This window comes from Epilithonimonas hominis (assembly GCF_003730015.1).
In the GTDB taxonomy this organism is placed as follows: Bacteria; Bacteroidota; Bacteroidia; order Flavobacteriales; family Weeksellaceae; genus Epilithonimonas; species Epilithonimonas hominis.
The window spans coordinates 1-22491 of record NZ_RJTU01000068.1 but is presented as its reverse complement, the minus strand read 5'-3'; the positions used below and the strand labels follow the sequence as shown (position 1 = coordinate 22491).

Annotated in this window: 24 protein-coding genes; 14 read left to right on the top strand and 10 right to left on the bottom strand. The window is 36.8% G+C overall.

Annotated elements, in window-relative coordinates; translation table 11 throughout:
• Positions 1–68 precede the first annotated feature (68 nt).
• Positions 69–1721, top strand: coding sequence for an alpha-glucan family phosphorylase (gene glgP, locus EGH73_RS10800; RefSeq protein ID WP_089770362.1), 1653 nt, complete (start codon positions 69–71; stop codon positions 1719–1721).
• 100 nt (positions 1722–1821) lie between these two features.
• Here glgP and aceA read toward each other — a convergent pair whose 3' ends face one another.
• Entirely contained in the window at positions 1822–3102 is a 1281-nt protein-coding gene (aceA, locus tag EGH73_RS10795; protein WP_123281842.1) for an isocitrate lyase, read from the bottom strand.
• Between the two features lie 97 nt (positions 3103–3199).
• The gene (gene aceB / locus EGH73_RS10790) at positions 3200–4774 is read right to left on the bottom strand and encodes a malate synthase A (protein ID WP_123281841.1); all 1575 of its coding nucleotides are present in this window, start codon (positions 4772–4774) and stop codon (positions 3200–3202) included.
• A 90-nt stretch (positions 4775–4864) separates the two neighbouring features.
• On the opposite strand from aceB, the gene EGH73_RS10785 reads away from it, so the two are divergent.
• On the top strand, positions 4865–6376 hold the full coding sequence (locus EGH73_RS10785; protein WP_245985506.1) for a helix-turn-helix domain-containing protein: 1512 nt from the start codon (positions 4865–4867) through the stop codon (positions 6374–6376).
• A gap of 4 nt (positions 6377–6380) precedes the next feature.
• On the top strand, positions 6381–7037 hold the full coding sequence (locus tag EGH73_RS10780; protein WP_123281840.1) for a ComF family protein: 657 nt from the start codon (positions 6381–6383) through the stop codon (positions 7035–7037).
• A 25-nt stretch (positions 7038–7062) separates the two neighbouring features.
• On the opposite strand, the gene upp is transcribed toward EGH73_RS10780, so the two are convergent.
• A complete protein-coding gene (gene upp, locus EGH73_RS10775) occupies positions 7063–7713 on the bottom strand; it encodes a uracil phosphoribosyltransferase (protein WP_123281843.1) in 651 nt (216 codons plus the stop codon).
• A 94-nt stretch (positions 7714–7807) separates the two neighbouring features.
• Positions 7808–9115: a ribosome biogenesis GTPase Der gene (der, locus tag EGH73_RS10770; protein ID WP_123281839.1), complete on the bottom strand. Its 1308-nt coding sequence runs from the start codon at positions 9113–9115 to the stop codon at positions 7808–7810.
• Between the two features lie 281 nt (positions 9116–9396).
• Here der and EGH73_RS10765 point away from each other — a divergent pair, with 281 nt between their 5' ends.
• Entirely contained in the window at positions 9397–9858 is a 462-nt protein-coding gene (locus EGH73_RS10765; RefSeq protein WP_123281838.1) for a heme-binding domain-containing protein, read from the top strand.
• Positions 9855–10277 (top strand): thiol-disulfide oxidoreductase DCC family protein, encoded by a 423-nt coding sequence (locus EGH73_RS10760; RefSeq protein WP_123281837.1) that lies wholly within the window; start codon positions 9855–9857, stop codon positions 10275–10277. The genes EGH73_RS10765 and EGH73_RS10760 overlap by 4 nt, the downstream gene beginning before the upstream one ends.
• A 141-nt stretch (positions 10278–10418) precedes the next feature.
• On the opposite strand, the gene EGH73_RS10755 is transcribed toward EGH73_RS10760, so the two are convergent.
• Positions 10419–11192, bottom strand: a complete 774-nt coding sequence (locus tag EGH73_RS10755) for a BspA family leucine-rich repeat surface protein (protein WP_123281836.1) — start codon at positions 11190–11192, stop codon at positions 10419–10421.
• A 750-nt stretch (positions 11193–11942) separates the two neighbouring features.
• On the opposite strand from EGH73_RS10755, the gene EGH73_RS10750 reads away from it, so the two are divergent.
• Together EGH73_RS10750 and EGH73_RS10745 are read left to right on the top strand one after the other, a co-directional pair.
• A complete protein-coding gene (locus EGH73_RS10750) occupies positions 11943–12425 on the top strand; it encodes a hypothetical protein (protein WP_148041702.1) in 483 nt (160 codons plus the stop codon).
• Positions 12426–12561: 136 nt separating this feature from the next.
• A complete protein-coding gene (locus tag EGH73_RS10745) occupies positions 12562–13461 on the top strand; it encodes a tetratricopeptide repeat protein (RefSeq protein WP_148041701.1) in 900 nt (299 codons plus the stop codon).
• On the opposite strand, the gene EGH73_RS10740 is transcribed toward EGH73_RS10745, so the two are convergent.
• Positions 13458–13790, bottom strand: a complete 333-nt coding sequence (locus EGH73_RS10740) for a transposase (RefSeq protein WP_245985507.1) — start codon at positions 13788–13790, stop codon at positions 13458–13460. The genes EGH73_RS10745 and EGH73_RS10740 overlap by 4 nt on opposite strands.
• A gap of 15 nt (positions 13791–13805) precedes the next feature.
• Here EGH73_RS10740 and EGH73_RS10735 point away from each other — a divergent pair, with 15 nt between their 5' ends.
• The 3 genes from EGH73_RS10735 (at position 13806) to murA (ending at position 16701) form a co-directional block, all read left to right on the top strand.
• Positions 13806–14615, top strand: a complete 810-nt coding sequence (locus tag EGH73_RS10735) for a hypothetical protein (RefSeq protein WP_123281832.1) — start codon at positions 13806–13808, stop codon at positions 14613–14615.
• A 113-nt stretch (positions 14616–14728) separates the two neighbouring features.
• Positions 14729–15388, top strand: coding sequence for a DUF4290 domain-containing protein (locus tag EGH73_RS10730; protein ID WP_123281831.1), 660 nt, complete (start codon positions 14729–14731; stop codon positions 15386–15388).
• A complete protein-coding gene (gene murA, locus EGH73_RS10725; protein WP_123281830.1) occupies positions 15388–16701 on the top strand; it encodes a UDP-N-acetylglucosamine 1-carboxyvinyltransferase in 1314 nt (437 codons plus the stop codon). Before EGH73_RS10730 ends, murA begins: the two co-directional genes overlap by 1 nt.
• A 68-nt stretch (positions 16702–16769) precedes the next feature.
• On the opposite strand, the gene EGH73_RS10720 is transcribed toward murA, so the two are convergent.
• The 4 genes from EGH73_RS10720 to EGH73_RS10705 all read right to left on the bottom strand — a co-directional run bounded on the left by EGH73_RS10720 (position 16770) and on the right by EGH73_RS10705 (position 18788).
• On the bottom strand, positions 16770–17078 hold the full coding sequence (locus EGH73_RS10720; protein ID WP_123281829.1) for an NIL domain-containing protein: 309 nt from the start codon (positions 17076–17078) through the stop codon (positions 16770–16772).
• Between the two features lie 4 nt (positions 17079–17082).
• Entirely contained in the window at positions 17083–17523 is a 441-nt protein-coding gene (locus EGH73_RS10715) for a DUF4395 domain-containing protein (RefSeq protein WP_123281828.1), read from the bottom strand.
• A gap of 187 nt (positions 17524–17710) precedes the next feature.
• Positions 17711–18355, bottom strand: coding sequence for a YiiX/YebB-like N1pC/P60 family cysteine hydrolase (locus EGH73_RS10710; protein WP_245985505.1), 645 nt, complete (start codon positions 18353–18355; stop codon positions 17711–17713).
• The gene (locus tag EGH73_RS10705; RefSeq protein WP_123281826.1) at positions 18333–18788 is read right to left on the bottom strand and encodes a DUF1801 domain-containing protein; all 456 of its coding nucleotides are present in this window, start codon (positions 18786–18788) and stop codon (positions 18333–18335) included. The genes EGH73_RS10710 and EGH73_RS10705 overlap by 23 nt, the downstream gene beginning before the upstream one ends.
• A gap of 83 nt (positions 18789–18871) precedes the next feature.
• Here EGH73_RS10705 and EGH73_RS10700 point away from each other — a divergent pair, with 83 nt between their 5' ends.
• The 4 genes from EGH73_RS10700 (at position 18872) to EGH73_RS10685 (ending at position 22419) form a co-directional block, all read left to right on the top strand.
• Positions 18872–20080: a pyridoxal phosphate-dependent aminotransferase gene (locus EGH73_RS10700; protein ID WP_123281825.1), complete on the top strand. Its 1209-nt coding sequence runs from the start codon at positions 18872–18874 to the stop codon at positions 20078–20080.
• Positions 20081–20195: 115 nt separating this feature from the next.
• Positions 20196–20639, top strand: a complete 444-nt coding sequence (locus tag EGH73_RS10695; RefSeq protein ID WP_123281824.1) for a hypothetical protein — start codon at positions 20196–20198, stop codon at positions 20637–20639.
• 1 nt (position 20640) lies between these two features.
• The gene (murB, locus tag EGH73_RS10690; protein ID WP_123281823.1) at positions 20641–21654 is read left to right on the top strand and encodes a UDP-N-acetylmuramate dehydrogenase; all 1014 of its coding nucleotides are present in this window, start codon (positions 20641–20643) and stop codon (positions 21652–21654) included.
• A 60-nt stretch (positions 21655–21714) separates the two neighbouring features.
• Positions 21715–22419, top strand: coding sequence for a DsbA family oxidoreductase (locus tag EGH73_RS10685; RefSeq protein WP_123281822.1), 705 nt, complete (start codon positions 21715–21717; stop codon positions 22417–22419).
• Positions 22420–22491 lie beyond the last annotated feature (72 nt).

The window sequence follows — 22491 nt, the reverse complement described above, 5'->3', positions numbered from 1 at the left end:
CTAAATGCACAACAGGTTAATCATTATATTTGCAAGCTTATAGAAGACCTTAAAAATATATATAAACTATGGATTTTAAAAATTTTAAGATGCCTTACAGCATCAATCCAAACTATTCTAAGAGAACGGCTTATTTCTCTATGGAGTTTGCAATAGACCAGGCTCTGAAAATATACAGCGGCGGACTGGGCTTCCTTGCAGGATCACATATGAGAAGTGCATATAATCTAAAACAGGATTTTGTAGGAATCGGGATTCTTTGGAAATACGGCTACTATGATCAGGCCAGAAACCAGGATCAGACACTTAATCCGATCTGGACTAAAAAAATGTACAGCTTTTTGGAAGATACAGGTATCAAATTCCAAATCGAAATTCACAATGCTCCAGTTTGGGTCAAAGTATGGTATCTGAATCCGGAAACCTTCAAAACATGTCCTATGTTTTTCCTAAGTACAGATGTGCCAGAAAACGATCATATTTCTAAAACCATCTGTCATAAATTATACGATGCTAATGAATCTACAAAATTAGCGCAATACATTCTTCTTGGAAAAGGCGGTGCAAAACTTCTGGACGAGATGAATCTGGAAAGAGACGTTTATCACCTGAATGAAGCGCATGGACTGCCAGCAGCTTTTTACCTTCTAAGAAAATACGGTGGCGATCTTTCTAAAGTAAAAGAAAAACTGGTTTTTACAACCCATACACCGGAAGAAGCTGGAAACGAAAAACACAACCTATACCATTGCCACGATATGTCTTATTTCTGCGGACTGAGCATAGACGAGGTCAAAAAAATCGAAGGTGTAGATGATGACAGGTTCAACCACTCCCTTTGTGCGCTCAGAATGTCAAGAATTTCCAATGCGGTTTCACAGTTACACGGCGTGGTTTCTAGAGATATGTGGAACAAATATCCTGGAATCTGCGAAATCAAATCCATCACCAACGCTCAGGAATTCAAATATTGGGCAGATAAACCTCTCTATGACGCAAAAGATGAAAGTGATGATTCGCTTTTCGATTACAGAAAAAGACATCTTAAGAAAAGAATGTTTACGATAGTTGCAGATCAAACAGGAAAATTATTTGACCCAAATGTGCTTACTATTGTTTGGGCAAGAAGATTTGCAGGCTACAAAAGAGCAGACCTTTTATTAGCAGACAAAGAGCGTTTCAGAAAAATGTTGGAAAACTCTAAATATCCTGTTCAGATTATCTGGGCCGGAAAACCATATCCGATGGATTATGGCGCAATTTCTACTTTCAACAATCTGGTAGAAGAAAGCAAAAATCACAAAAATATGGCGGTGCTTACCGGCTACGAATTATCTCTAAGTAAATCTCTGAAACAGGGTTCTGATATCTGGCTAAACAACCCGAGAGTTCCCAGAGAAGCATCTGGAACCAGCGGTATGACAGCAGCAATGAATGGCTCCGTCAATCTTTCTACCGATGATGGATGGATTCCGGAATTTGCAAAACATGGTGAAAACTCTTTTGTAGTTCCAAAAGCTGATTATCATAACTGGCAACAAATTGAGCAGGATAACTTCGACCTAAAAAATCTTTACGAAGTTTTGGAAAACCAAATCATCCCGACTTACTATGAAAATCCTAATCAGTGGAGAAAAATAGTTCATACAGCAATGGATGATGTAAAAATCCAATTCGGAAGCGACAGAATGGCGGATGAATATTATAAGATTTTATATTAATCATTCCAAAATAAAAATTCAAAACCCTGATTTCTTAAGAAGCCAGGGTTTTTTGTTGATGTCAATACAAAACTCAACAATTATAATATGGATTATGAACTTAATGGAATTGTGCTGTTTCTGTAGAATCCTTCATTGCAACAGTTGCAGATTTTCCGCTGGTAATTACGGTTTGTATTTCATCAAAATAACCTGTGCCTACAAATGACTGGTGTTTTACAGCCCGGAAACCTTTTTTCTGCAGTTCAAATTCTCTTTCCTGCAATTCGGAATAACCTGCCATTCCTCTTTCTTTGTAAGCTAATGCCAATTCAAACATTGCCGTATTCAGAGCGTGGAAACCTGCCAGTGTTATAAACTGAAATTTATAGCCCATTTTTGCCAACTCTTCGCGGAAGTTTTCCATTTCTTCAACCGTCAATTTTGCAGCCCAGTTAAAAGACGGAGAACAGTTATAAGCCAGCATTTTATTTGGAAACTTAGCGTGGATTCCTTCCGCAAATCGTCTTGCATATTCCAAATCCGGATTTGAAGTTTCCATCCAAATCAAATCTGCGTAAGGGGCATAAGACAAACCTCTATCAATCCCTTGTTCTACTCCATTATTTACCACGTAAAAACCTTCCGAAGTTCTTTCTCCAGTCACAAATTTTTTATCTCTGTCATCGATATCAGAAGTTAATAAATCCGCTGCATCTGCATCTGTTCTCGCAACAATCACAGATGGAACACCGCAAACATCTGCCGCCAATCTCGCAGCAATCAATTTATTAATCGCTTCTTGGGTTGGAACCAGAACTTTTCCGCCGAGATGTCCGCATTTTTTAGCGGATGACAATTGATCTTCAAAATGAACACCTGCTGCACCAGCTTCAATCATTTGTTTCATCAATTCAAAAGCATTCAGATTTCCACCGAAACCAGCTTCTGCATCAGCAACGATTGGAACGAGATATTCTTTTTCTCCACCTCCGTTCACCGATTGGATTTGATCTGCCCTAAGCAAAGCGTTATTGATCTTTTTAACTACAGAAGGCACCGAATTGGCTGGATAAAGTGACTGGTCTGGATACATTTCTCCAGAAAGGTTGGCATCAGCAGCCACCTGCCAACCGGAAAGATAGATTGCTTCCAATCCAGCATCAACTTCTTGTACAGCCTGATTTCCCGTGAGAGCACCAAGCCCAGCAACCCAGTCCTGATTATTCAATTTCTCCCAAAGTTTTCGAGACATTTCAGTAGCGATTGTATACTCTAGTTTGTATGAACCTCTCAGTTTCAGTACATCTTCTGCAGAATAAGGTCTTGTGATACCGCTCCATCTCGGATTTGTGATCCAGTCTTGTTCCAAAGCCTGAACCTGTTCTTGTTTTGTTTGCATAAATTTTGTGATTTAGTATGTTTATTTAAATACTGTTCAAGGCGAGATGTGAGATAGGTTTTATTTCTCACCTCTTAAATTTTATTTTTTATTACGATTAGATAAATGGGTACGCTTTCAGTGTGAGAAATTCCTCGAAGCTATCCCAGAAAACCAATTCATTAAAAAGTTCCTTTGCCTGGTCAAATTTTCCGTTGTCAAAACGATCAGCTCCCACGTAATCCCGGATCTTAGAAATTTCTTCTTCCTCCCATTGCAAGACTAGTTCTTTTGTGAGAATCCTTTCATCATCCAAGACCGCTTCGTGTTTCAACCATTGCCATATTTGCGTTCTGGAAATCTCCGCCGTAGCAGCGTCTTCCATAAGATTGTAAAGCGCAGCAGCACCAATTCCCATAAGCCAGGACTCGATATAAAGAATACCAACATTAATATTTTTCCTGACACCATTTTCAGTGATCGTACCAGCAGGAACTTCTAGTAATTCCGATTCTTTGATTTTATAATCAAACTGTTTATCTATCTGGTTTTTTCCTGTCATATAATGATCAAAAACTTCTTTTGCAACCGGCACCAGAGCAGGATGCGCCACCCATGTTCCATCGTGACCGTTCCGCACTTCGCGCTCTTTGTCATTTCTCACTTTTTCAAAAGCGGCATCATTGGCTTCGTCATTATTCCTAACAGGGATCTGAGCTGCCATTCCGCCCATTGCGTGAACATTTCTTTTGTGACATATCTCGATAACTCTTTTCGCATACGCCTTCATAAAAGGCGACACCATTGTTACCTGATCTCGGTCCGGAAGAAGAAAATGAGGATTATTTCTAAATTTTTTGATGTAAGAAAATATATAATCCCAGCGGCCACAATTTAAACCTGAACTATGATTTTTTAGCTCAAAAAGGATTTCATCTAACTGGAAAGAAGCCGTTATTGTTTCTATAAGAACTGTTGCTTTGATAGTTCCCTGAGGAATGTCCAGATAATTTTGAGCAAATACAAAAACATCATTCCACCAGCGCGCTTCTTTATATTGTTCAAGTTTCGGCAGGTAAAAATACGGGCCACTTCCATTGGCAATTAATCGTTTGGCATTTCGGAAAAAGTATATTCCAAAATCAATTAAAGAGCCTGAAGCAAGTTCTCCTTCAATTTCTATATTTTTTTCAGGAAGATGCAACCCTCTTGGACGAATGAGAAGCACTGCTGTTTGTTCATTAAGCTTATAGCTTTTTCCTTGTTCATTAGTAAAATCAATAGTTTTATTAATGGCATCTGTCAGATTAATCTGTCCCTGCATGCAATTTTCCCAAGTTGGAGAATTACTATCTTCAAAATCCGCCATAAACGTATTGGCTCCAGAGTTAAGCGCGTTGATAATCATTTTTCTATCAACCGGACCTGTAATCTCTACTCTTCTGTCTTGTAAGTCTGCCGGCATTTTTGCACAGGTCCAATCTGCGTTTCGTATATGAATGGTTTCAGATGGAAAAGATGGGAGTTCTCCTGAATCAAATCGCAATTGTGTCTTTTTTCTCTCTTCTAGTAATTCGATTCTAGTATGATTAAAATTCCTGTGAAGTTTAACTAAAAAATCAATCAATTCATCAGTAAAAATCTCTTTAAACTTGGTATCTGGTGAAATTTTTAATTGGCTCATTGTTTCCATAATTAAAATATTTTGTGATTTGGTTTGACAAATATATAAAAAAGATTTTCACAAATAGCGAACGTTCGCTAATTATTTTTAAAATTTATTATGCGAATAATCGCTTTAATATCTATCTTTGATTTTATGATTGCAGAAAGCAGCTATATACGGGTGGTTTTTGGGCTAAAGCTCAAACAGCATAGACAGAAGAAAAATTGGTCTTTGCAAGATCTTGCGACCAAAACTGGATTGTCTAAATCTTATCTTAATGAGATAGAAAACGGGAAAAAATACCCCAAACACGATAAAATAATACAACTGTCGGAGGCATTACAATGTACCTTTGACGACTTGGTATCCACCAGACTGGACAAGAGCCTTATCCCGATAAATGACGTTCTACAGTCGGATTTTTTCAAAGAAATTCCGCTTGATCTTTTTGGCATTAATAAAAGCAACCTTATTAGCATCATTAGCGAAGCTCCTAAAAAAGTAACTGCTTTTATAAATGCCCTCATCGAAATATCGCAAAATTATAATCTCGGAAAAGAAAGGTTCTATTTTGCAGTTATGCGCTCTTTCCAGGAACTTTATGACAATCATTTTCCTGAAATAGAAGAGGCGGCAGCAGAATTTGCACGGGAAAATCAGTTAAAACTTAGCAAAGATTTAAAGAGTGAGATCCTGGAACAATTACTGAGAGAAACGTTTGATTACACGATTAATTCAATAGATTTTTCCCAAGATTATGCATTGAATAAACTGCGATCCCTTTTTATCCCAGAGAAAAAATTACTTTTACTGAATAATAGACTGGATAACAACCAAAAAGTTTTTATTCTCGCAAAAGAAATCGGGTTTAATTATCTGAATTTAGCATCGCGTCCAAACACTTATTCCTGGCTTGATTTCAGTAGTTTTGAAGAGATTCTTAATAATTTCTATGCATCTTATTTTGCAGGATGTCTATTGATATCAAAAACGGAACTTATTGAGAAAACCGGTGAGTTTTTTGACCAAAGAGAATGGAATCCACAAAACCTTGATTCCCTTATCAAGCATTTTACAGATTCACCAGAAACATTTTATTACAGGCTGACAAATGTACTTTCCTCGGAATTCGGCATCAAAGATCTGTTTTACCTTTGTTTTGTAAAAAAAGACAATTCTGATAAAATCCAGATTTTGAAAGAACTCCACCTGAATCACCAGCAAGCTCCTCATTCCAATAATACCAACGAACATTATTGCAGACGATGGATAGCTGTGAAAAACTTGCATCATTTAAAGGAAAATGAAACACTAACAGATGCGCAGATTTCTCATTACAAAGACCAGAGCGTTAGTTATCTTGTAATTTCTACATCGCAGAAAAATCCTTTTTCAGACGGCAGTAATAGAAGCTATTGCCTAGGAATCCTTCTTAATAATCAGACGTTAAAAAAAATCAGCTTTGCAACATCATCACAGCTTAGAACCATAGAAGTTGGTGTTACGTGTGAGAGCTGCAGTATACGGGATTGTGAGGTGCGCCAGTATCCGCCGGTGCGACTGGATAAAGAGCAGTTTAATCTTGATATGAAAAAATCGATTGAAAAAATCAGAAAATCATTAATTTAGGACAATGGTTTTTGATTTTCTTTTCCCAAACCGTTGTCTGAATTGCAACCAGTTGATTGACAAAAGCGACATTGTCTGTGAAGTTTGTTTTCCAAGAATTAACTTTAGCAACCAAAATTATAACGACAGTAACACACTCAAAGATAAGCTACTAGTTAAATTTCCGATATCAAATGCTTATTCTCTATTGTATTATGAAAAAGAAAGCCTTGCTCAGAACATTATCCAACAGCTGAAGTACAATAATCGGGAAAATATCGGTAAAAATCTTGCAAAATGGGTAGCGGAGAGAGTTGATTTCCAAAATGATAAACCAGACATTATAACTACAGTTCCGCTACACTACAAAAAGCTGAAACAACGTGGCTACAACCAACTTCATCTGTTTGGTAACGAACTGTCTAAGTTCTACAACATTCCTGTAAATCATACATTGCTAAAACGCACCACGCATAGCAAAGCACAGGCGAAGAAAGACCAAAGCGAGCGACTGAAAACAAAAAATGCTTACCAACTAACACAACGTATTGATGATAAGCACATTCTGCTGATTGATGATGTTTACACTACGGGAAACACCATTTCAAATATCGCCTGGGAAATCCTGAATAATTCCAAAAATGTAAAAATCAGTATTTTGGTAATGGCGATGGACGTGTAAATAATTGTTAATTGTTAATTGATAATTATCTCTGTAGTTTTTCGCCGTATGACAAATCTCCGGCATCACCTAAACCTGGTGTGATATAACCTTTGGAGGTCAAACTTTCATCTAAAGCACCAATCCAGATGTTGGCATCAGGATAAGCATTTTGGATGGTTTCCACTCCCTGGCGGCTGGCAATTGCTGCGACAATATGAATGGAAGTTGGTTTTCCGTTTGTAAGCAAATCTTTAATCGCCTCAATCAGAGATGCGCCTGTTGCCAGCATCGGATCTGCAACGATGAGCGGACGACCGTCTAATTTAGGGCAAGTCAGATAATCTTGTTTAATAGAAAAATAATCATTGGCATCGTGTTTTCTGTAAGCCGCCACAAATCCGCAATCTGCCTTATCAAAATAATTCAAAATCCCCTGAAACAACGGAACTCCAGCTCGGAGAATTGTTGTAATAACAGGTTGCGTCTCTATTTCTTTGACCTTAATAGTATCAAGTGGGGTTGTGATTTCGATCTCTTTTTGGTCTAAGGTTTTACTGATTTCGAAAGCAGCAATCTCCCCAATTCTCTCCATATTTCTACGGAACTTCATTCGGTCCTGTTGCACATCGATATTTCTTAAATCATTGATCCAGGAATTGACAAGCGAGAAGTTTTCTGAAAGTATAGCTAACATAGTTTTATTATAATCTTTGATTCTAAATGTAATGATAATATTTATTATAAAAAACCCTTTCAGAGCACGAAACTCGGAAAGGGTTAATAGATTATTATTTTTGTCTGAAATAAACCTCAATAGGAACTCCGGTGAAACCGAAATGTTTTCTCAATTGATTTTCCGTGAAACGTTTGTAAGGCTCCTTTACGTACTGCGGGAGATTGCAGAAAAATACAAACTGCGGACTTGGCGTCGGCAACTGTACACAATATTTGATTTTAATATATTTTCCTTTGATAGCTGGTGGCGGCATCGCTTCAAACACAGGAAGCATCACCTCATTCAGTTTGGAGGTTTTTATTTTCTTCTTTCTGTCTTCATAAACTTGCATCGCCATTTCCACTGCTTTCAGGATTCTCTGCTTTGTCAACGCAGAAACAAACAAAATAGGAATGTCGCTGAACTGCCCAATTTTGTGCCTGATAGCGGCTTCAAAATCACGTGTAGTATTGGTTTCTTTCTCTACCAGATCCCATTTATTAACAAGTATCACGATACCTTTTCTGTTTTTCTGAGCAAGACCAAAAATATTCATATCCTGAGATTCCCAGCCCAAAGTAGCATCTACCATTATGATAACAACATCAGAATATTCTATAGAACGAATGGAACGCATCACTGAATAAAATTCCAGGTCTTCGTTCACCTTAGATTTTCTACGCATCCCCGCTGTATCCACCAATACAAACTCGTGCCCGAACTTGTTATAAAGCGTCTGAATACTGTCTCTGGTGGTTCCTGCAACATCTGTAACAATGTTCCTTTCCACATCCAGAAGCGCGTTCGTAAGGGTTGATTTTCCCACATTCGGACGTCCCGCAATAGTAATTTTAGGTAGTCCTTCAAAAGGATCTTTGTAGTCTGTTGTTGGAAAATCTTTGACGATCTTATCCAGCAATTCTCCGGTTCCCGAACCTGTTGCCGAAGACAATGTGAAATATTCCTCTATGCCTAACTGATAAAATTCTGTGGCTGCTAATTCTTCTTTTGCAGAATCTACCTTATTAACAGTGATATAAACTGGCTTATTAGAACGGCGCAGCTTCTCGTAGATTTCGTAATCCGTGTCTGTAAGACCTTCTTCCACGTTCAGCATAAAAATAATGGAGGTCGCTTCATCAATGGCTAGTTGAACTTGTTTCGAAATTTCTTCCTGGAAAACATCTTCGGTATTAACTTCATATCCACCGGTGTCTATAACAGTAAATTCTACACCATTCCAGTCAGATTTTCCATAATGACGGTCACGAGTAACACCTGCTGTAGAATCTACAATAGCTTCTCTCCTCTCTAATAATCGGTTAAATAATGTGGATTTTCCGACGTTGGGACGCCCAACGATTGCGACAATATTGCTCATAAAATTTGTTTCTTGGTCTCAGCTCAGGTTTAGATTAATGAGCATAAGACTTGATTAAGAATGGGTTACTTCGACTTTCGAAGCCCAAAATTTTTGCAAATATACGATTTTTGATTGATAGTTGATAGTTGATTGAGAATCGTAAATACCGAAGTACTTACTAGCCCCATAGTAGCGGCATCCTTTTTTTTTTTGCAAAAAAAGAAAAAGATATAGCGGATAGCGGGATTAAGCTCCAAAAATTGGAAAGCTTTTTGCAATTGTATCCGAAAATCTGAATTATGAAAAAGATACTAGTTGTATTGCTTATGGTATTTATTATCATTCAATTTTTTCCGATAGACAAAACCAATCCAACGACAAATGAAGGAATGGATTTTCTGAAAATTAAAAACACACCGGAACCGATTACAAAACTGATCAAAAACTCTTGCTACGACTGCCATTCTAACGAAACAAAGTACCCTTTTTACAGTAATATCCAGCCTGTTGCTTGGCTGTTGAAAAATCATATTGACGAAGGTAGAAAAGAACTAAATTTCTCTACATTTGCAACGTACGAACCGAAACGACAAGCACAAAAACTGGAAGAAGCGGCGGAATATATTGAGCAGAAAAAGATGCCTTTGGAAAGTTATACTCTCGGTCATTCTGATGCCAAATTATCTGATGAACAAAGGAAACAGCTTGTTGATTATTTTAGAATGGTTCAGAAACAAATACAGCAAGCCAATACATTATGACGACAGAAGTCTCCGTTAGTTTGAAAGATAAATTCATTGTTTTTTATGATGGCGAATGCGGATTTTGCAACCATTGGGTACAATGGATTTTGGAAAAGGACACAAAAGATAAGTTTCTGTTTTCATCATTGCAATCCGAATTTGGACAGAAGTTTTTGAATGAGAGAAATCTCCCGAATGAAGTTTTTGATACACTTTACCTCTGGAAACCGCAGCATTTTTACCTGACAAAATACCAGGCCATACTCAAAATAGCTACGGAACTTGGTGGTATTTACACTCTTGCTTCTGTTGGCAAAATCATCCCGGACTTTCTTGGCAATCAGTTTTATAATTCGGTTTCGCAAAACAGAAAGAAATTAGCAAAAAACCAATGCTTCTTACCCAATCCGGAACAGCGAAAAAAATTTATAGATTAATCATAAAAGCCATCTCAAAAATGTGATGGCTTTCTGGTTAAAATAAGCTCTTATGGTTAGTAATTTATTTTAGATTTTGGTAGGGCTATTAACATTCTCCTAATCCTTGATTTCCCTTATCAGAAATCCTTCTATTTAGCATTATTTAAGGACTTTTTTAGTTACAACCTCATCTTTCTTGTAAATCTTAATAACATAAGCTACATTTTGATTAAAAGCACTGGCATTGTAGAACATAAAGCTCATATTGGTAACATTCGCAGTATTCCAGCTTCCGATATTTTGATTAAATACGCTAGCTAAATAGAACATATAACCCATACTAGTCACCTTAGACGTATCCCAGTTGTTGATATTAGAAGGTCCATTCAGACTGCTACAAAATGCAAACATAGAATACATACTTGTCACATTACCCAGATTAGGTACATCTGTAGCAGAGATATTTAGATTACTAGAGCCATAGAAAGCATTCAGCAGACTACTCCAGGCAACTACTCCCCACTGCTTTACATCCGTCAAACGTTGTTTGTCTGTTCCATAATTGATGTAAAACCTCCTCAAGTTAGCTGGCTCTATGCTTAGCACAATCGTTTTCCCCGCTGGCAGTCCTGTGATGTTCGCTGTTGTATTACCATTGGCTATAACGCCAGATCCGGAGGAAGAATTATCTATAGTGCTCCAGCTGTAGTTCACTGCTCCCACTACGGCCACCCCAAAAGTAAGAGAGGTAGTTTCTTCGGAAACAGCACTTCCGATCTTGCTAAGATCCCACTGGGTGATGAAATAGTCTTGTGGTGCCAAAACAGATGCTGGCACAATGGCGCTGTTATGAGGAGAAGGCGGCACATCGGAATGCGCAGCCCAAGTCGAAATCCCCAGAATCCAGAAAAATAAAATGTAAAGTTTTTTCATACAATGTTTTTTTAATATGACGTGCTCAAATAATTGAAAATCAAAATTTAAACATAGACTTTCGTAGGAGTAAAAAATGTTCTGAAACACCTTCTTTTTGTTCTACATTAATTTTTTCTCTTTTTTTCGCTTTTAGAAAGTATCATTCTTAACACAAAGAAATCAAACACTGAAACGAAATACAAAAAAAAGGGGTGGACAAAGGAGGGACAAATGATTTTTCAAATAAGCATTTATGATTATCAACCATTTACAAGAACACCGCCCGCCACATCTGCCAAATTAGGACAGCTTTTCAATTTGGAATAGCTGTAAAATCATTAGTAATGCTCTTGTAAGAACAATGCTGTTTTGTACCAGCTTAGTCTATAGCATGTCCATAGTTAAGTTATTGTTAGACTATAAAAAATATAGAGATACTTTGTTTTTGCATTTTATTTTAAATTAATTTTATACGAACGAAGGAGTGCAATAGCCTTTATCAAAAACACACATAAGATGGGAAAAATCAATCCAAAAGGACAGCTGAGCGGTAGCATTGGTCGCTTTGTATTTGTAAACATCGGAGATATGACGGTTGTCCGAGGCAAACCGAGCCGCATCAAACAAACAGCAGCTAAAGAAAAATCAGCGAATTGTTTTGGAAATATCAGCCACCTGGATAAGCTCTACCGAAAGAGTCTACTGCGGCATGTTCCCATCACCACAGACAAAACGTATGCCTATCGCCACCGTACCTATTTTAACAGGATGGCAGTTAGGAATACGGATCCCATGAAAACCGATACGACAGTCCGATGGGATCTGCCCAAGATGATGGTCGGATTCGAGTTTAATAAAAACGCCGAATGGCAATCTATCTGTCACTTCTTTCCAGAATGTATTTTGGATACTCCACAGCGTCTCAGCATCAGTATTCCTGAGTTGTCTCTGAAAAGAGATTTCCGACCTGTTGCCAAGTCAGACCGTATTAACTTAACACTCTATGTCATTGCTGTAGATATGAACACACTCTCCTATCCGTCTGTACAAGTTTTCGCAGAGTTTACTATGGAAGTATCTTCTCACATAAGCCCTCCTGCAACTATATGGACCACGGAATCTCTGCCACCAGACCAAATGATTTTTGTGATAGGCATCTGTAAAATGAATTTTACTAAACCGATAAAAATAACAGAAGTCATACAGCGGCATCCTGCTATCTATGGTCAAAATAATGGAATCATGAAATAAAAATAACGGATAAACTGTAAATAAAATACAATTAAAGAATTGTTTCAATTATTAATTTTAATTTCTCAATAGTAACCGACTACTATTATAGATTTATCAATTATTTTTTCTATTTTGCAATAGAGAATTAAATCTATTGAAGCTTCTTTATAGTTTATGCTTTATTATGTTGTCTTGGGTTTCAGTCTATTCCCAAACTATCACTATAGACAATAGTCTAGAAAGTAACCAAAAGATAGAAAACATCATTCGGCAGTATCGAGATTTTGGGAAAGATACCCTGAGGCTCAAGTCTTATCTCGCGCCAATACTGCATTCTTCTGACAAAAAACTGCAGTCTGTTTATTATAGCCTGCTTGCCAACGGGCTGTCCAAAGCCATTGATAAAGTTAATCTTCAAAGTGACCATTACTATAAAAAATCCATAGAAACCGCTAAAGTCACCCATCATCCTGGATTAGAAGTTTGGGCACTGGTTAACTATGCCTTCTATCTTTATGATTACTCCAAAGTAACAGAGGCGCTCCAAATCTATATGGATGCGGATCAAAAAATAAATAAAACCGAGACCTCCCAACTGATTTTCCCTAGCTTATGTTATAAAAATCTGGGATACTTTTTCGGAACAATCGGCGATACTAAAGAAGCCATCAGCTATCTTAAAAATGCAGAGAAATATGCCCAGCCCCATTCCAGAGAATTAGCCTCTATCAAAGATAATATCGCTTATTACCTGATCACTATCAATCAGTTTTCTGCAGCAGAAAAATACCTCCAGGAGGCTTTGGATATCTCCCTTAAAATCAAGGATTATGAACGCTATGCCAAAGCTTTGGGAAATTACGGACGGCTAAACCACATGCAAAAAAACTACGCTGCTGCTATACAATATTATAAAGATGATTTAAAATTTTCCAAACAAGCCAAAGCAGCTAAGAACACGATGTTTGCCCACATAGAGCTGAGCAAAGTCTTGTTTGATAACAACCAAATTGCAGAAGCAAAAGCCGGATTAGTTTCAAAACTTGGGGACTAGGCAAAAAGTTTTGATAATCTGAAGAGGAAAAACGATTTATCTCTCACACCTCTGAGTTGCAATCTAAAGTTTTTTATTTTTGCATTGAACGATTCTGCTGAAGCATTTGTACTTCTTTGGTCAAAGTAATTCAGAATATCGCTGTAATGATTCATAATCGTTTTCATCAGTACTGAAAAAGCTTTGAATCCCGACTCTTCCACTTCTTTAAACCAATGGGCAAGTTTGAGCATTGCCACAGATTTTTGAATCTTTTGATTGTAAATTTTTCGGAGTCCATCAGCTAAATTATAAGCTTTTTCCATATCCGTATATTCTGAAAATAATATTTTAGCCCTCTGCTTTTGAGATGCCGTCCATTTTTCTCTGGAATTCAGGAACTGAATCTTAAAATTGCCATTCGAGAAAAAAACGTCCCTCAGGAATTGTTTGCAAGGAGAAGATTGGATGTTCTGGAAGACTCCTTAGCCCATTTGGACAGCCAGAAGAATCTGGACCGCAATAATATCCTGGCTCAAAAAGAACGGTATGCGAGCAAACTGAGCCTTGCTAATGCCCAATACGAAAAGGAACAACTGAAAACCAGAGCCTTCATCGTGATTGCGACTTTGCTTTTGCTATTATTACTCTTGATTGTTTTCATCAATAAAAAACAGGAGAAAAACAGAAAAAATGAATACGAGAAAAAGGTTCTTCAGCTGCAGTTGGATAAGGTAGAATCAGAACAGAAACTGGATAATGCACATATTACTCTGGCGTCTCTGAACACCTACCTTACAGAAAAAAACCTGCAGATAGAAAACCTCAACAAAGAAATCTCAATCGCCAAAACGCAGTCTTCCTTCTCTATTTTGGAAAAGAGGGAACAAAAGCTTCAGACACTTTTGGACTCACACTTGATGACGAATGACAACTGGCAAAAATTCAAGAACGCATTCCAAAATGAGCAAAAGGATTTCTACAATCAATTGATTTCGGATTTTCCGGATTTTACAGAATCCAACCTTAGAATTATTCTTCTTTCAAAATTGGGATTGTCCAATCAGGATGTTTCATCGCTGCTTGGTGTTACTATAGATGCTGTCAAAAAAGCCAAACAACGACTCAAGAAAAAAATTGGCTCAGATTATAATTCTATTTTGGAAGAGTTATAATCTACAATTCTTAAGGTTTTAGAATCCACAATTCCGTATAAATCTACAGCTATAAAAATTCGGAGAAATATCTTCTCAAAAGATTATAAGTTTATTTTTATATTTGCAGTATTATGGAATATAATACCGACAGAACACAGCTAATAATGCCTGAATACGGGCGCAATATACAGCAATTGGTAGAGCACTGCAAAACGCTTCCCACTAAGGAAGAACGTAATGAAATGGCGCTTGCAATTGTAGAATTTATGGGTCAGCGAAACCCGCATCTTCGCGATGAAGAAAACTATAAACACAAACTTTGGGATCATCTTTTTATTTTAGCAGATTATGATCTGGATGTAGATTCGCCTTACACTATTGTTACCAAGGAGGAATTGGCAGAAAAACCGAGAAGAATGGACTACCCTTCTTTTGATAATGATTACAAATTCTATGGTAAAAGTATTCTTCAACTGATAGAAATGGCAATCAAATTGAATGACGGTGATGAGAAAGATGCACTGATCCAGGTCATTGCTAATAATATGAAGAAGTCTTACAATGTTTATAACAAAGAGCACGTGAGTGATGATGTTATTTTCCGGCATCTGAAGGATCTGTCTGACAATCAGCTGGATCTCACTGGGCTGGACTCACTGGACAAAAGTAAAATCTACTATACCACTAACAGAAACCAAAACAATAACCGAAACCAAAATAGTAGAAACCAAAATAATAACAATAGTAAAAGGAAAAATAACTTCCAAAACCATAAAAACAAAAGAAGATAATGAGCGGAGCTTTCGAAATAAGAGGAGGAAAAAAATTAAGTGGTGACATCACCCCACAAGGTGCGAAAAATGAAGCTTTGCAGATACTCTGTGCGGTTCTTCTGACTGAGGATGAGGTGCGGATCAGTAATATTCCGGATATCAAAGATGTCAATAAATTGATAGAGATTCTTCAGGATTTAAATGTGAAGGTGACTAAAAACGGAAAAGGCGATTATACGTTTAAAGCTGATGAAGTTAATTTCGATTATATCAAATCCAAAGAGTTCAAAAAAGACGGTGCAAAACTGAGAGGCTCGGTTATGATTCTCGGACCTATGCTGGCGAGATTTGGCGAAGCTTATATGCCAACGCCAGGTGGAGACAAAATCGGGAGAAGACGTCTAGATACGCATTTCCAGGGTTTTGTAGAACTGGGGGCAGAATTTAGTTTTGACGAAGAAGATCAATATTATTCCCTGAAAGCTAAAGAGCTGAACGGAAAATTTATCTTATTGGAAGAAGCTTCTGTAACAGGAACAGCAAACATCGTAATGGCAGCTGTTTTAGCAAAAGGAAAAACAAGAATCTACAACGCCGCGTGCGAGCCTTATCTGCAGCAACTTTGCAAGATGCTGAACCGAATGGGTGCTAATATTACCGGCATCGGCTCTAATCTGCTCACTATCGACGGTGTAGATAAATTGCACGGAACAGAACACACAATGCTTCCGGATATGGTGGAGATCGGTTCTTGGATTGGCCTTGCTGCTATGACAAAATCTGAAATCACTATTAAAAATGTTAATTGGAACCAACTTGGTGTGATCCCAAATACATTTAGAAAACTTGGAATAGAACTGGAACAGAGAGGCGACGATATATACATTCCTTCTCAGGAACACTACAAGGTTCAGAAGTTTATCGACGGATCCATTCTTACGGTTTCCGATGCGCCTTGGCCCGGATTCACCCCAGATTTATTATCAATTATTTTGGTTGTAGCTACACAGGCAAAAGGTTCTGTTCTCATTCACCAAAAAATGTTTGAGAGCCGTCTATTTTTTGTAGATAAACTTATTGATATGGGCGCTCAGATCATTCTCTGTGACCCGCACAGAGCAACGGTCATCGGATTGAATCAAGAAACGCCGTTGAGAGGCACGTCTATGGTTTCTCCTGATATACGAGCTGGAAATGCGCTACTGATTGCGGCACTTTCCGCCGAAGGAAAATCAGTGATTCAAAATATCGAACAAATCGACCGTGGTTATGAAAATATCGATGAGAGATTGAGAGCAATTGGCGCTGAAATCAGAAGGATTGAAATCTAATGGACGATTTTTGATGGTTAGTTGATAACCGAGAATCATTCTCATTATAAAGTAAAAAGGAAGCTTAATTAAGAAGCTTCCTTTTTTTGTGTGACATCAATTTTACTATTGACCAATTTATATTTTTTAAGATAATCGTCCAGTTCTGTGACTGAGCTACTATTAACTTTTAACTGCAGATGTACATTGCCGAAATTATTGCCATTAATATATTCCAGATCTGCGTTGATGATTTTATAGGGGATATTTAGCTGATTATAAATTGCAAAAAGCAAAACATCAAATCTGATCTTACCATTCAGATCGACTTCCAATAAAATATCTTTTTCGGCACCAGCATACAATGCTTGGTTATTATTTTCGTTAGGATAAATCATAATATTAATTTTTTGGACGGTTAATTTTTTTGAGGAGCGGAAGAACCAAGTAGTTATAGATGTAACAGCCTACGCAGACACGAAAAACACTTTCTACAGATGCCAGAACAATGAGAAAAATCCCAAGAAAAATCCCAACCTGAGAATCATAATAAACAGCTATCAATAACGATAAAAGCAAACCCAGCGACGCGGCGAATCTCTTCGGGCCGGCAAATACAAGCTTCTTTTCCAGATAGAGAAACTCACTGATCTTTTTAGCCACAAAAAATAAGGGAGACATAAAGATTCCTGTTGCTCTGATCAGAAAATCTACAACAACAAAATATAGCAACCATTGCTGCTGGAAATGAAGTCCGAAAATCGTTAACAATACCACCTGATAAGCTACAATTGAAATGACGTTTTCATCAACGTAAATGGTTTTAATTTTACTTTTTTCCATAGTTTTTTCTTTTAAAATTAAAAAAGCTTCACCTAGAAGGGTAAAGCTTTCACACACTCTCGCCTACCAAATGTTTATTTGGAATTGCACATTATGATATGAGAGAAGATGCTAATCATTTAATTCTGATACAAATATATAAATTATTTAATTCCCACCAAATAAGTATGAATTAATTTCAAAAAAATTATTTCAAAGTGGCGATCTTTTCTAACTTATCAGAAGCTGCCAATCCATTGGGGTTGCAGCCAGGCTCTCCTTCGGGAATTTTTAGGTTTTTATCTTGATAGAACTTTTCCCAGAATGCATTGGTTTTACCTGTTTTTGGATCAATGAATGTCATGGGATCCAGTTTAAAAATTTTATAATCACGGAAAGCTCTTTCTACAAAATCCGAGCAGTAATAGGAATTATCATCCAAAATATAATCGAAATTATAAGGTTTTCCAATCAATGTTTCCGCTTTGGAAACCGAATTTGGAATGGATGAATGATATTCAGATTTCAATCTGTAAACATCTATAAATTGTCCCGATTTTGTCTGTTCTTTCAAAAAAAGATCAAGCTTCTGTTTCTGAGAACCACCTTTCGGCGCAGCATGAAGAACATAAAGATGATTCTCTTCTTTTTTTACAATTCCAATGTGGTCATACGAAGTTTTCTTCTCCGTCTGAGTGACATTATTAATCGCTCCAGACAGTCCAGAATCTACAGATGGTACGAAAAGTAAATCGCCGTTTTCCAAAATAGAAGTATTATAAGTTTTGCAGCTTGTTAAAAAAAGAAGCGCAAAAATACTGCAAAGAATATTACTTTTTAAATTTTTTTTCATAAGATGCAATCCATTCATCCACAGATATTTTCTGACACAGTTCACCCAACAAATCATAGGTAATATCCTCAACTTTTTTAAACCTGATGCAAGACTTTCCCATATCCAATTTCTTTTTAGAATGGTTCGGAAACTCAGCGACAAACCAATCTAAAATTTTAGGGTCAGCATAAATTCCCATATTGTAAAAAGCAATAAAATTCTTTTGAGAAGCTACACTTATGAAAGGTACAGGTGTATCTTTCGCACAATGATAACCAGCGGGATAAGTGGTCATAGGAACAACCCAAGTGACCATTCCGTATTGCATTGTCTGCTGAAAACCTGCCGGAAGATTACGATCCACAGTTTCCAACAGCTTTCTGAAAGCGTCTCGTCTTTCCTCAGGTATCTGGGAAATATATTCTTCTACAGTATCAACAAAAATCTGCATTAGAGGATTTATTTTAAATCAAAAATACTAATTTTTTTATTGAAAAATTAAAACTTATTTTTGTACTCCAAAGTCTATAAACAATGCCTAAAATATCACAAAGAGCGCAGCATATGCCTGCATCACCTGTAAGAAAATTAGTCCCGTTTGCCACTGCAGCAAAACAGAAAGCTATCAAAGTATATCACCTTAATATTGGTCAGCCAGATATCGAAACGCCACAAACAGCTTTGGATGCTGTGAAAAACATTGATTTAAAAGTTTTGGAATATGCCCTGTCAGAAGGAAATATTGAATACAGAAAAGCATTGGCTGAGTACTATCATACTTTGGGATTTACGGATTTGACGCCTGATAATTTTATTGTAACCAACGGAGGTTCAGAAGCTTTGAATTTCGCTATTTCCACATTATGTGATGATGGTGATGAAATTATTATTCCGGAACCATACTATGCTAATTATAATGGATTTGCGGGAACATTCAATATCAATGTAGTTGCAGTTCCATCAACTATTGATACAGGTTTTGCATTGCCTTCCATAGAAGAATTTGAGAAAAAAATCACAGATAAAACAAGAGCGATTGTTGTTTGTAACCCCGGAAATCCGACAGGTTATCTCTACTCAAGAGAAGAACTTCAGAAGCTGGCAGAAATTGCAAAAAAACACGACATCGTGATTATTTCTGATGAAGTTTACAGGGAATATGTTTATGATGGTGAAAAGCAAATCTCTATGTTCGAATTTCCAGAAGTTTCAGAGAATGTTATTGTTATCGATTCAGAATCGAAAAGATATTCGATGTGTGGTGCGAGAATCGGCTGTATGATTACGCGTTCAAAGAAAATCCACGATGCAGCTATTCTTTTTGCTCAGGCAAGATTGAGTCCAGTTCTTTTGGGACAAATTGCTGCAACAGCTGCACATAAAAACGATGCAGAATACATTGCTAAAGTTAGAGAAGAATATACAGAAAGAAGAGACCTTTTGGTAAGCTTATTGAATGAGATTCCTGGAGTAATGTGTCCAAAACCTAAAGGAGCATTCTATTGTGGCGTCGAATTACCTGTAGACGATACAGAAAAATTTGCACAATGGCTTTTGGAAAGTTATTCTAATAATAACGAAACCATTATGGTAGCGCCAATGGGCGGTTTTTACAGCAATCCGGAATTAGGGAAAAAACAAGTAAGAATTGCGTATGTTTTGAAACAAGAAGATCTCAGAAGAAGTGCGGAACTTCTGAAAGATGCAATAGAAAAATACAGAACTGAATTTGGGCTGAATTAATCCTCAGACCCGTTTAACCTTAATAACCACATAGAATCGTTCTGAAAATCTATTTAAAATTTAGAATTCTATGTGGTTTTGTTTTTAAATTTACACCAATCATAAATCTAATAAGATGAAATTACTAAAATCCGGTCTGATACTGTCTGTATTTGCCATTTTCCTTATCAGCTGCAAAACGGTAGCTCAGAATTCCAACATCAAATCTATTTCCTATACCAATACATACGGAAGAGGCGGACTGACAACTGTAAAAGTTACTAAAGAAGCGATTGAAACTGAGGGAAGAGGTGGCAATGTAACAGACTTCCCGAATTATTCGAAAAAAATGACTTCTGCAGACTGGAACAGCCTCACTGCTGGTCTTGACCTGAAAATGCTTAGCCAGACAAAAAGTGGAGAAAGAAGAGGTGTGTATGACGGACACGATGAGATCTTTCGTATTGTAACAGCAGAAAAAGAATATGAAATTTTCAACGCTTCCGGAGATGCTAAGAATTACAAACAATTGGAAAAGCTTAAAACAAAACTGACCGCACTAACTGCAAAGTACAAATAAAATGCAGGAAAACATTTCCCTAAAACCCTACAACACTTTTGGTGTTGACGTAAAATCCAAATATTTTGCTGAAGTTCGTTCCCTCGAGGAATTAATTGAAACGCTCAAATTCTCAAACTCTAAAAAACTTCCACTCCTTTTTCTGGGCGGTGGAAGTAATATTTTGCTGACTAAAGATTTTGAAGGAATTGTCATTCACCTTAACCTGAAGGGCATCCATGAAGAAATCATTAATGAAAATGAAGTTTTGGTAACCGCAAAAGCAGGTGAAAACTGGCATCAGTTTGTGATGTTTTGTTTGGATAAAAATTATGGTGGATTGGAAAATCTGTCATTGATTCCCGGAAACGTTGGAACTTCTCCGATGCAAAATATAGGCGCTTACGGAACAGAAATAAAAGACATTTTCGAAAGCTGCAAAGTTCTGAATCTTGAAACATTACAAATTGAAACTTTCAATTTGGAACAATGCAAATTTGGCTATAGAGATTCGATTTTCAAACAAGAATGCAAAGGGAAATATGTGATTTTGGAAGTGACTTTCCGATTGACAAGGAAAAATCATAAAATTGATGTTGAATATGGCGCAATCCAATCAGAATTGGAGAAAATGGGAATCAATAATCCAACCATTCAGGATGTTTCGAAAGCGGTGATTAGCATCAGACAAAGCAAATTACCCGACCCAAAAGTGATTGGAAATGCAGGAAGTTTCTTTAAAAACCCAACCATTCCAATTTCACAATTTGAAGCTTTGAAACAAAAATTCGAAAACATTCCCGGATATCCGAATGGCGATTTTGTAAAGGTTCCTGCAGGTTGGCTTATAGAACAAGCCGGCTGGAAAGGCAAACAAATAGGCAATGTAGCATCAAATCAATTGCAAGCTTTGGTCATCATCAACGCTACTGGTAATGCTACTGGAAAAGAGATTTTTGATTTCTCTACAATGATTATTGATTCTGTAAAAGAAAAATTCGGAATTAAGTTGGAACGGGAAGTCAACATTATTTAGTTGTTGGTTTTTGGTTGATTGTTGAAGGTTTTCAAATGGTTAAAAAATTAAATTAAAAAAATGATAGTAGATATTTGGAGCGACATACGTTGTCCGTTTTGTTTTATTGGAAAAAAGAATTTTGAAAAAGCACTTCAGAATTTTGCTCAAAATGATAAGGTTCAGGTGAATTGGCATTCTTTCCAATTAGACCCAAAAATGAAAACCGATCTTAGCAGAAATCATTATGAATATTTGTCTGACATCAAAGGTCATTCTTTACAAGAGACAATCAAAATGCACGAAAATTTGATCCAAATAGGAAGAAATGCTGGAATCGATTTCAATTTTGATGAAGTAAAAGTTTCTAATTCTTTCAAAAGTCAAATGTTAATTCAGTTGGGTAAAGAAAAGGGAAAAGCTAATGAAATGGAAGAGCTATTGTTCGAAGCTTATTTCATCCTTGGAAAAAACATTGACGATATTGAAGTTCTTTCAGAAATTGGCGAAAGGTTAGGTTTTACAAAAGAGGAAATACAAAAAGCAGTTCAATCTCCAGAATTAACAGAATTAGTAAATAATGATATCGAAGAAGCCGCTTCTTTAGGAATTAACAGTGTTCCGTTCTTTGTTTTCAACAGAAAATATGCTATTTCCGGTGCACAACCAACGCATTTATTTTCTGAAGTTTTGGAAAAAAGTTTGTCCGAGTTTTTAGAAAATAATTCAAAATTTGACATCATTCAAGAAGGTGATTCTTGTGATGTTGATGGAAATAATTGCTAAATAATTAATTTTAAAAAAACACAAAGACACAAAAGTTAGATTAAAAATATTATGTTTTAAGGCACAAAGTTT

Excerpts from the sequence above, each read along its gene's own strand:
- glgP (WP_089770362.1), top strand. The coding sequence starts at position 69 with ATGGATTTTAAAAATTTTAAGATGCCTTACAGCATCAATCCAAACTAT.
- aceA (WP_123281842.1), bottom strand. The coding sequence starts at position 3,102 with ATGCAAACAAAACAAGAACAGGTTCAGGCTTTGGAACAAGACTGGATC.
- aceB (WP_123281841.1), bottom strand. The coding sequence starts at position 4,774 with ATGGAAACAATGAGCCAATTAAAAATTTCACCAGATACCAAGTTTAAA.
- EGH73_RS10785 (WP_245985506.1), top strand. The coding sequence starts at position 4,865 with ATGCGAATAATCGCTTTAATATCTATCTTTGATTTTATGATTGCAGAA.
- EGH73_RS10780 (WP_123281840.1), top strand. The coding sequence starts at position 6,381 with ATGGTTTTTGATTTTCTTTTCCCAAACCGTTGTCTGAATTGCAACCAG.
- upp (WP_123281843.1), bottom strand. The coding sequence starts at position 7,713 with ATGTTAGCTATACTTTCAGAAAACTTCTCGCTTGTCAATTCCTGGATC.
- der (WP_123281839.1), bottom strand. The coding sequence starts at position 9,115 with ATGAGCAATATTGTCGCAATCGTTGGGCGTCCCAACGTCGGAAAATCC.
- EGH73_RS10765 (WP_123281838.1), top strand. The coding sequence starts at position 9,397 with ATGAAAAAGATACTAGTTGTATTGCTTATGGTATTTATTATCATTCAA.
- EGH73_RS10760 (WP_123281837.1), top strand. The coding sequence starts at position 9,855 with ATGACGACAGAAGTCTCCGTTAGTTTGAAAGATAAATTCATTGTTTTT.
- EGH73_RS10755 (WP_123281836.1), bottom strand. The coding sequence starts at position 11,192 with ATGAAAAAACTTTACATTTTATTTTTCTGGATTCTGGGGATTTCGACT.
- EGH73_RS10750 (WP_148041702.1), top strand. The coding sequence starts at position 11,943 with ATGGCAGTTAGGAATACGGATCCCATGAAAACCGATACGACAGTCCGA.
- EGH73_RS10730 (WP_123281831.1), top strand. The coding sequence starts at position 14,729 with ATGGAATATAATACCGACAGAACACAGCTAATAATGCCTGAATACGGG.
- murA (WP_123281830.1), top strand. The coding sequence starts at position 15,388 with ATGAGCGGAGCTTTCGAAATAAGAGGAGGAAAAAAATTAAGTGGTGAC.
- EGH73_RS10720 (WP_123281829.1), bottom strand. The coding sequence starts at position 17,078 with ATGATTTATCCTAACGAAAATAATAACCAAGCATTGTATGCTGGTGCC.
- EGH73_RS10715 (WP_123281828.1), bottom strand. The coding sequence starts at position 17,523 with ATGGAAAAAAGTAAAATTAAAACCATTTACGTTGATGAAAACGTCATT.
- EGH73_RS10710 (WP_245985505.1), bottom strand. The coding sequence starts at position 18,355 with ATGAAAAAAAATTTAAAAAGTAATATTCTTTGCAGTATTTTTGCGCTT.
- EGH73_RS10705 (WP_123281826.1), bottom strand. The coding sequence starts at position 18,788 with ATGCAGATTTTTGTTGATACTGTAGAAGAATATATTTCCCAGATACCT.
- EGH73_RS10700 (WP_123281825.1), top strand. The coding sequence starts at position 18,872 with ATGCCTAAAATATCACAAAGAGCGCAGCATATGCCTGCATCACCTGTA.
- EGH73_RS10695 (WP_123281824.1), top strand. The coding sequence starts at position 20,196 with ATGAAATTACTAAAATCCGGTCTGATACTGTCTGTATTTGCCATTTTC.
- murB (WP_123281823.1), top strand. The coding sequence starts at position 20,641 with ATGCAGGAAAACATTTCCCTAAAACCCTACAACACTTTTGGTGTTGAC.
- EGH73_RS10685 (WP_123281822.1), top strand. The coding sequence starts at position 21,715 with ATGATAGTAGATATTTGGAGCGACATACGTTGTCCGTTTTGTTTTATT.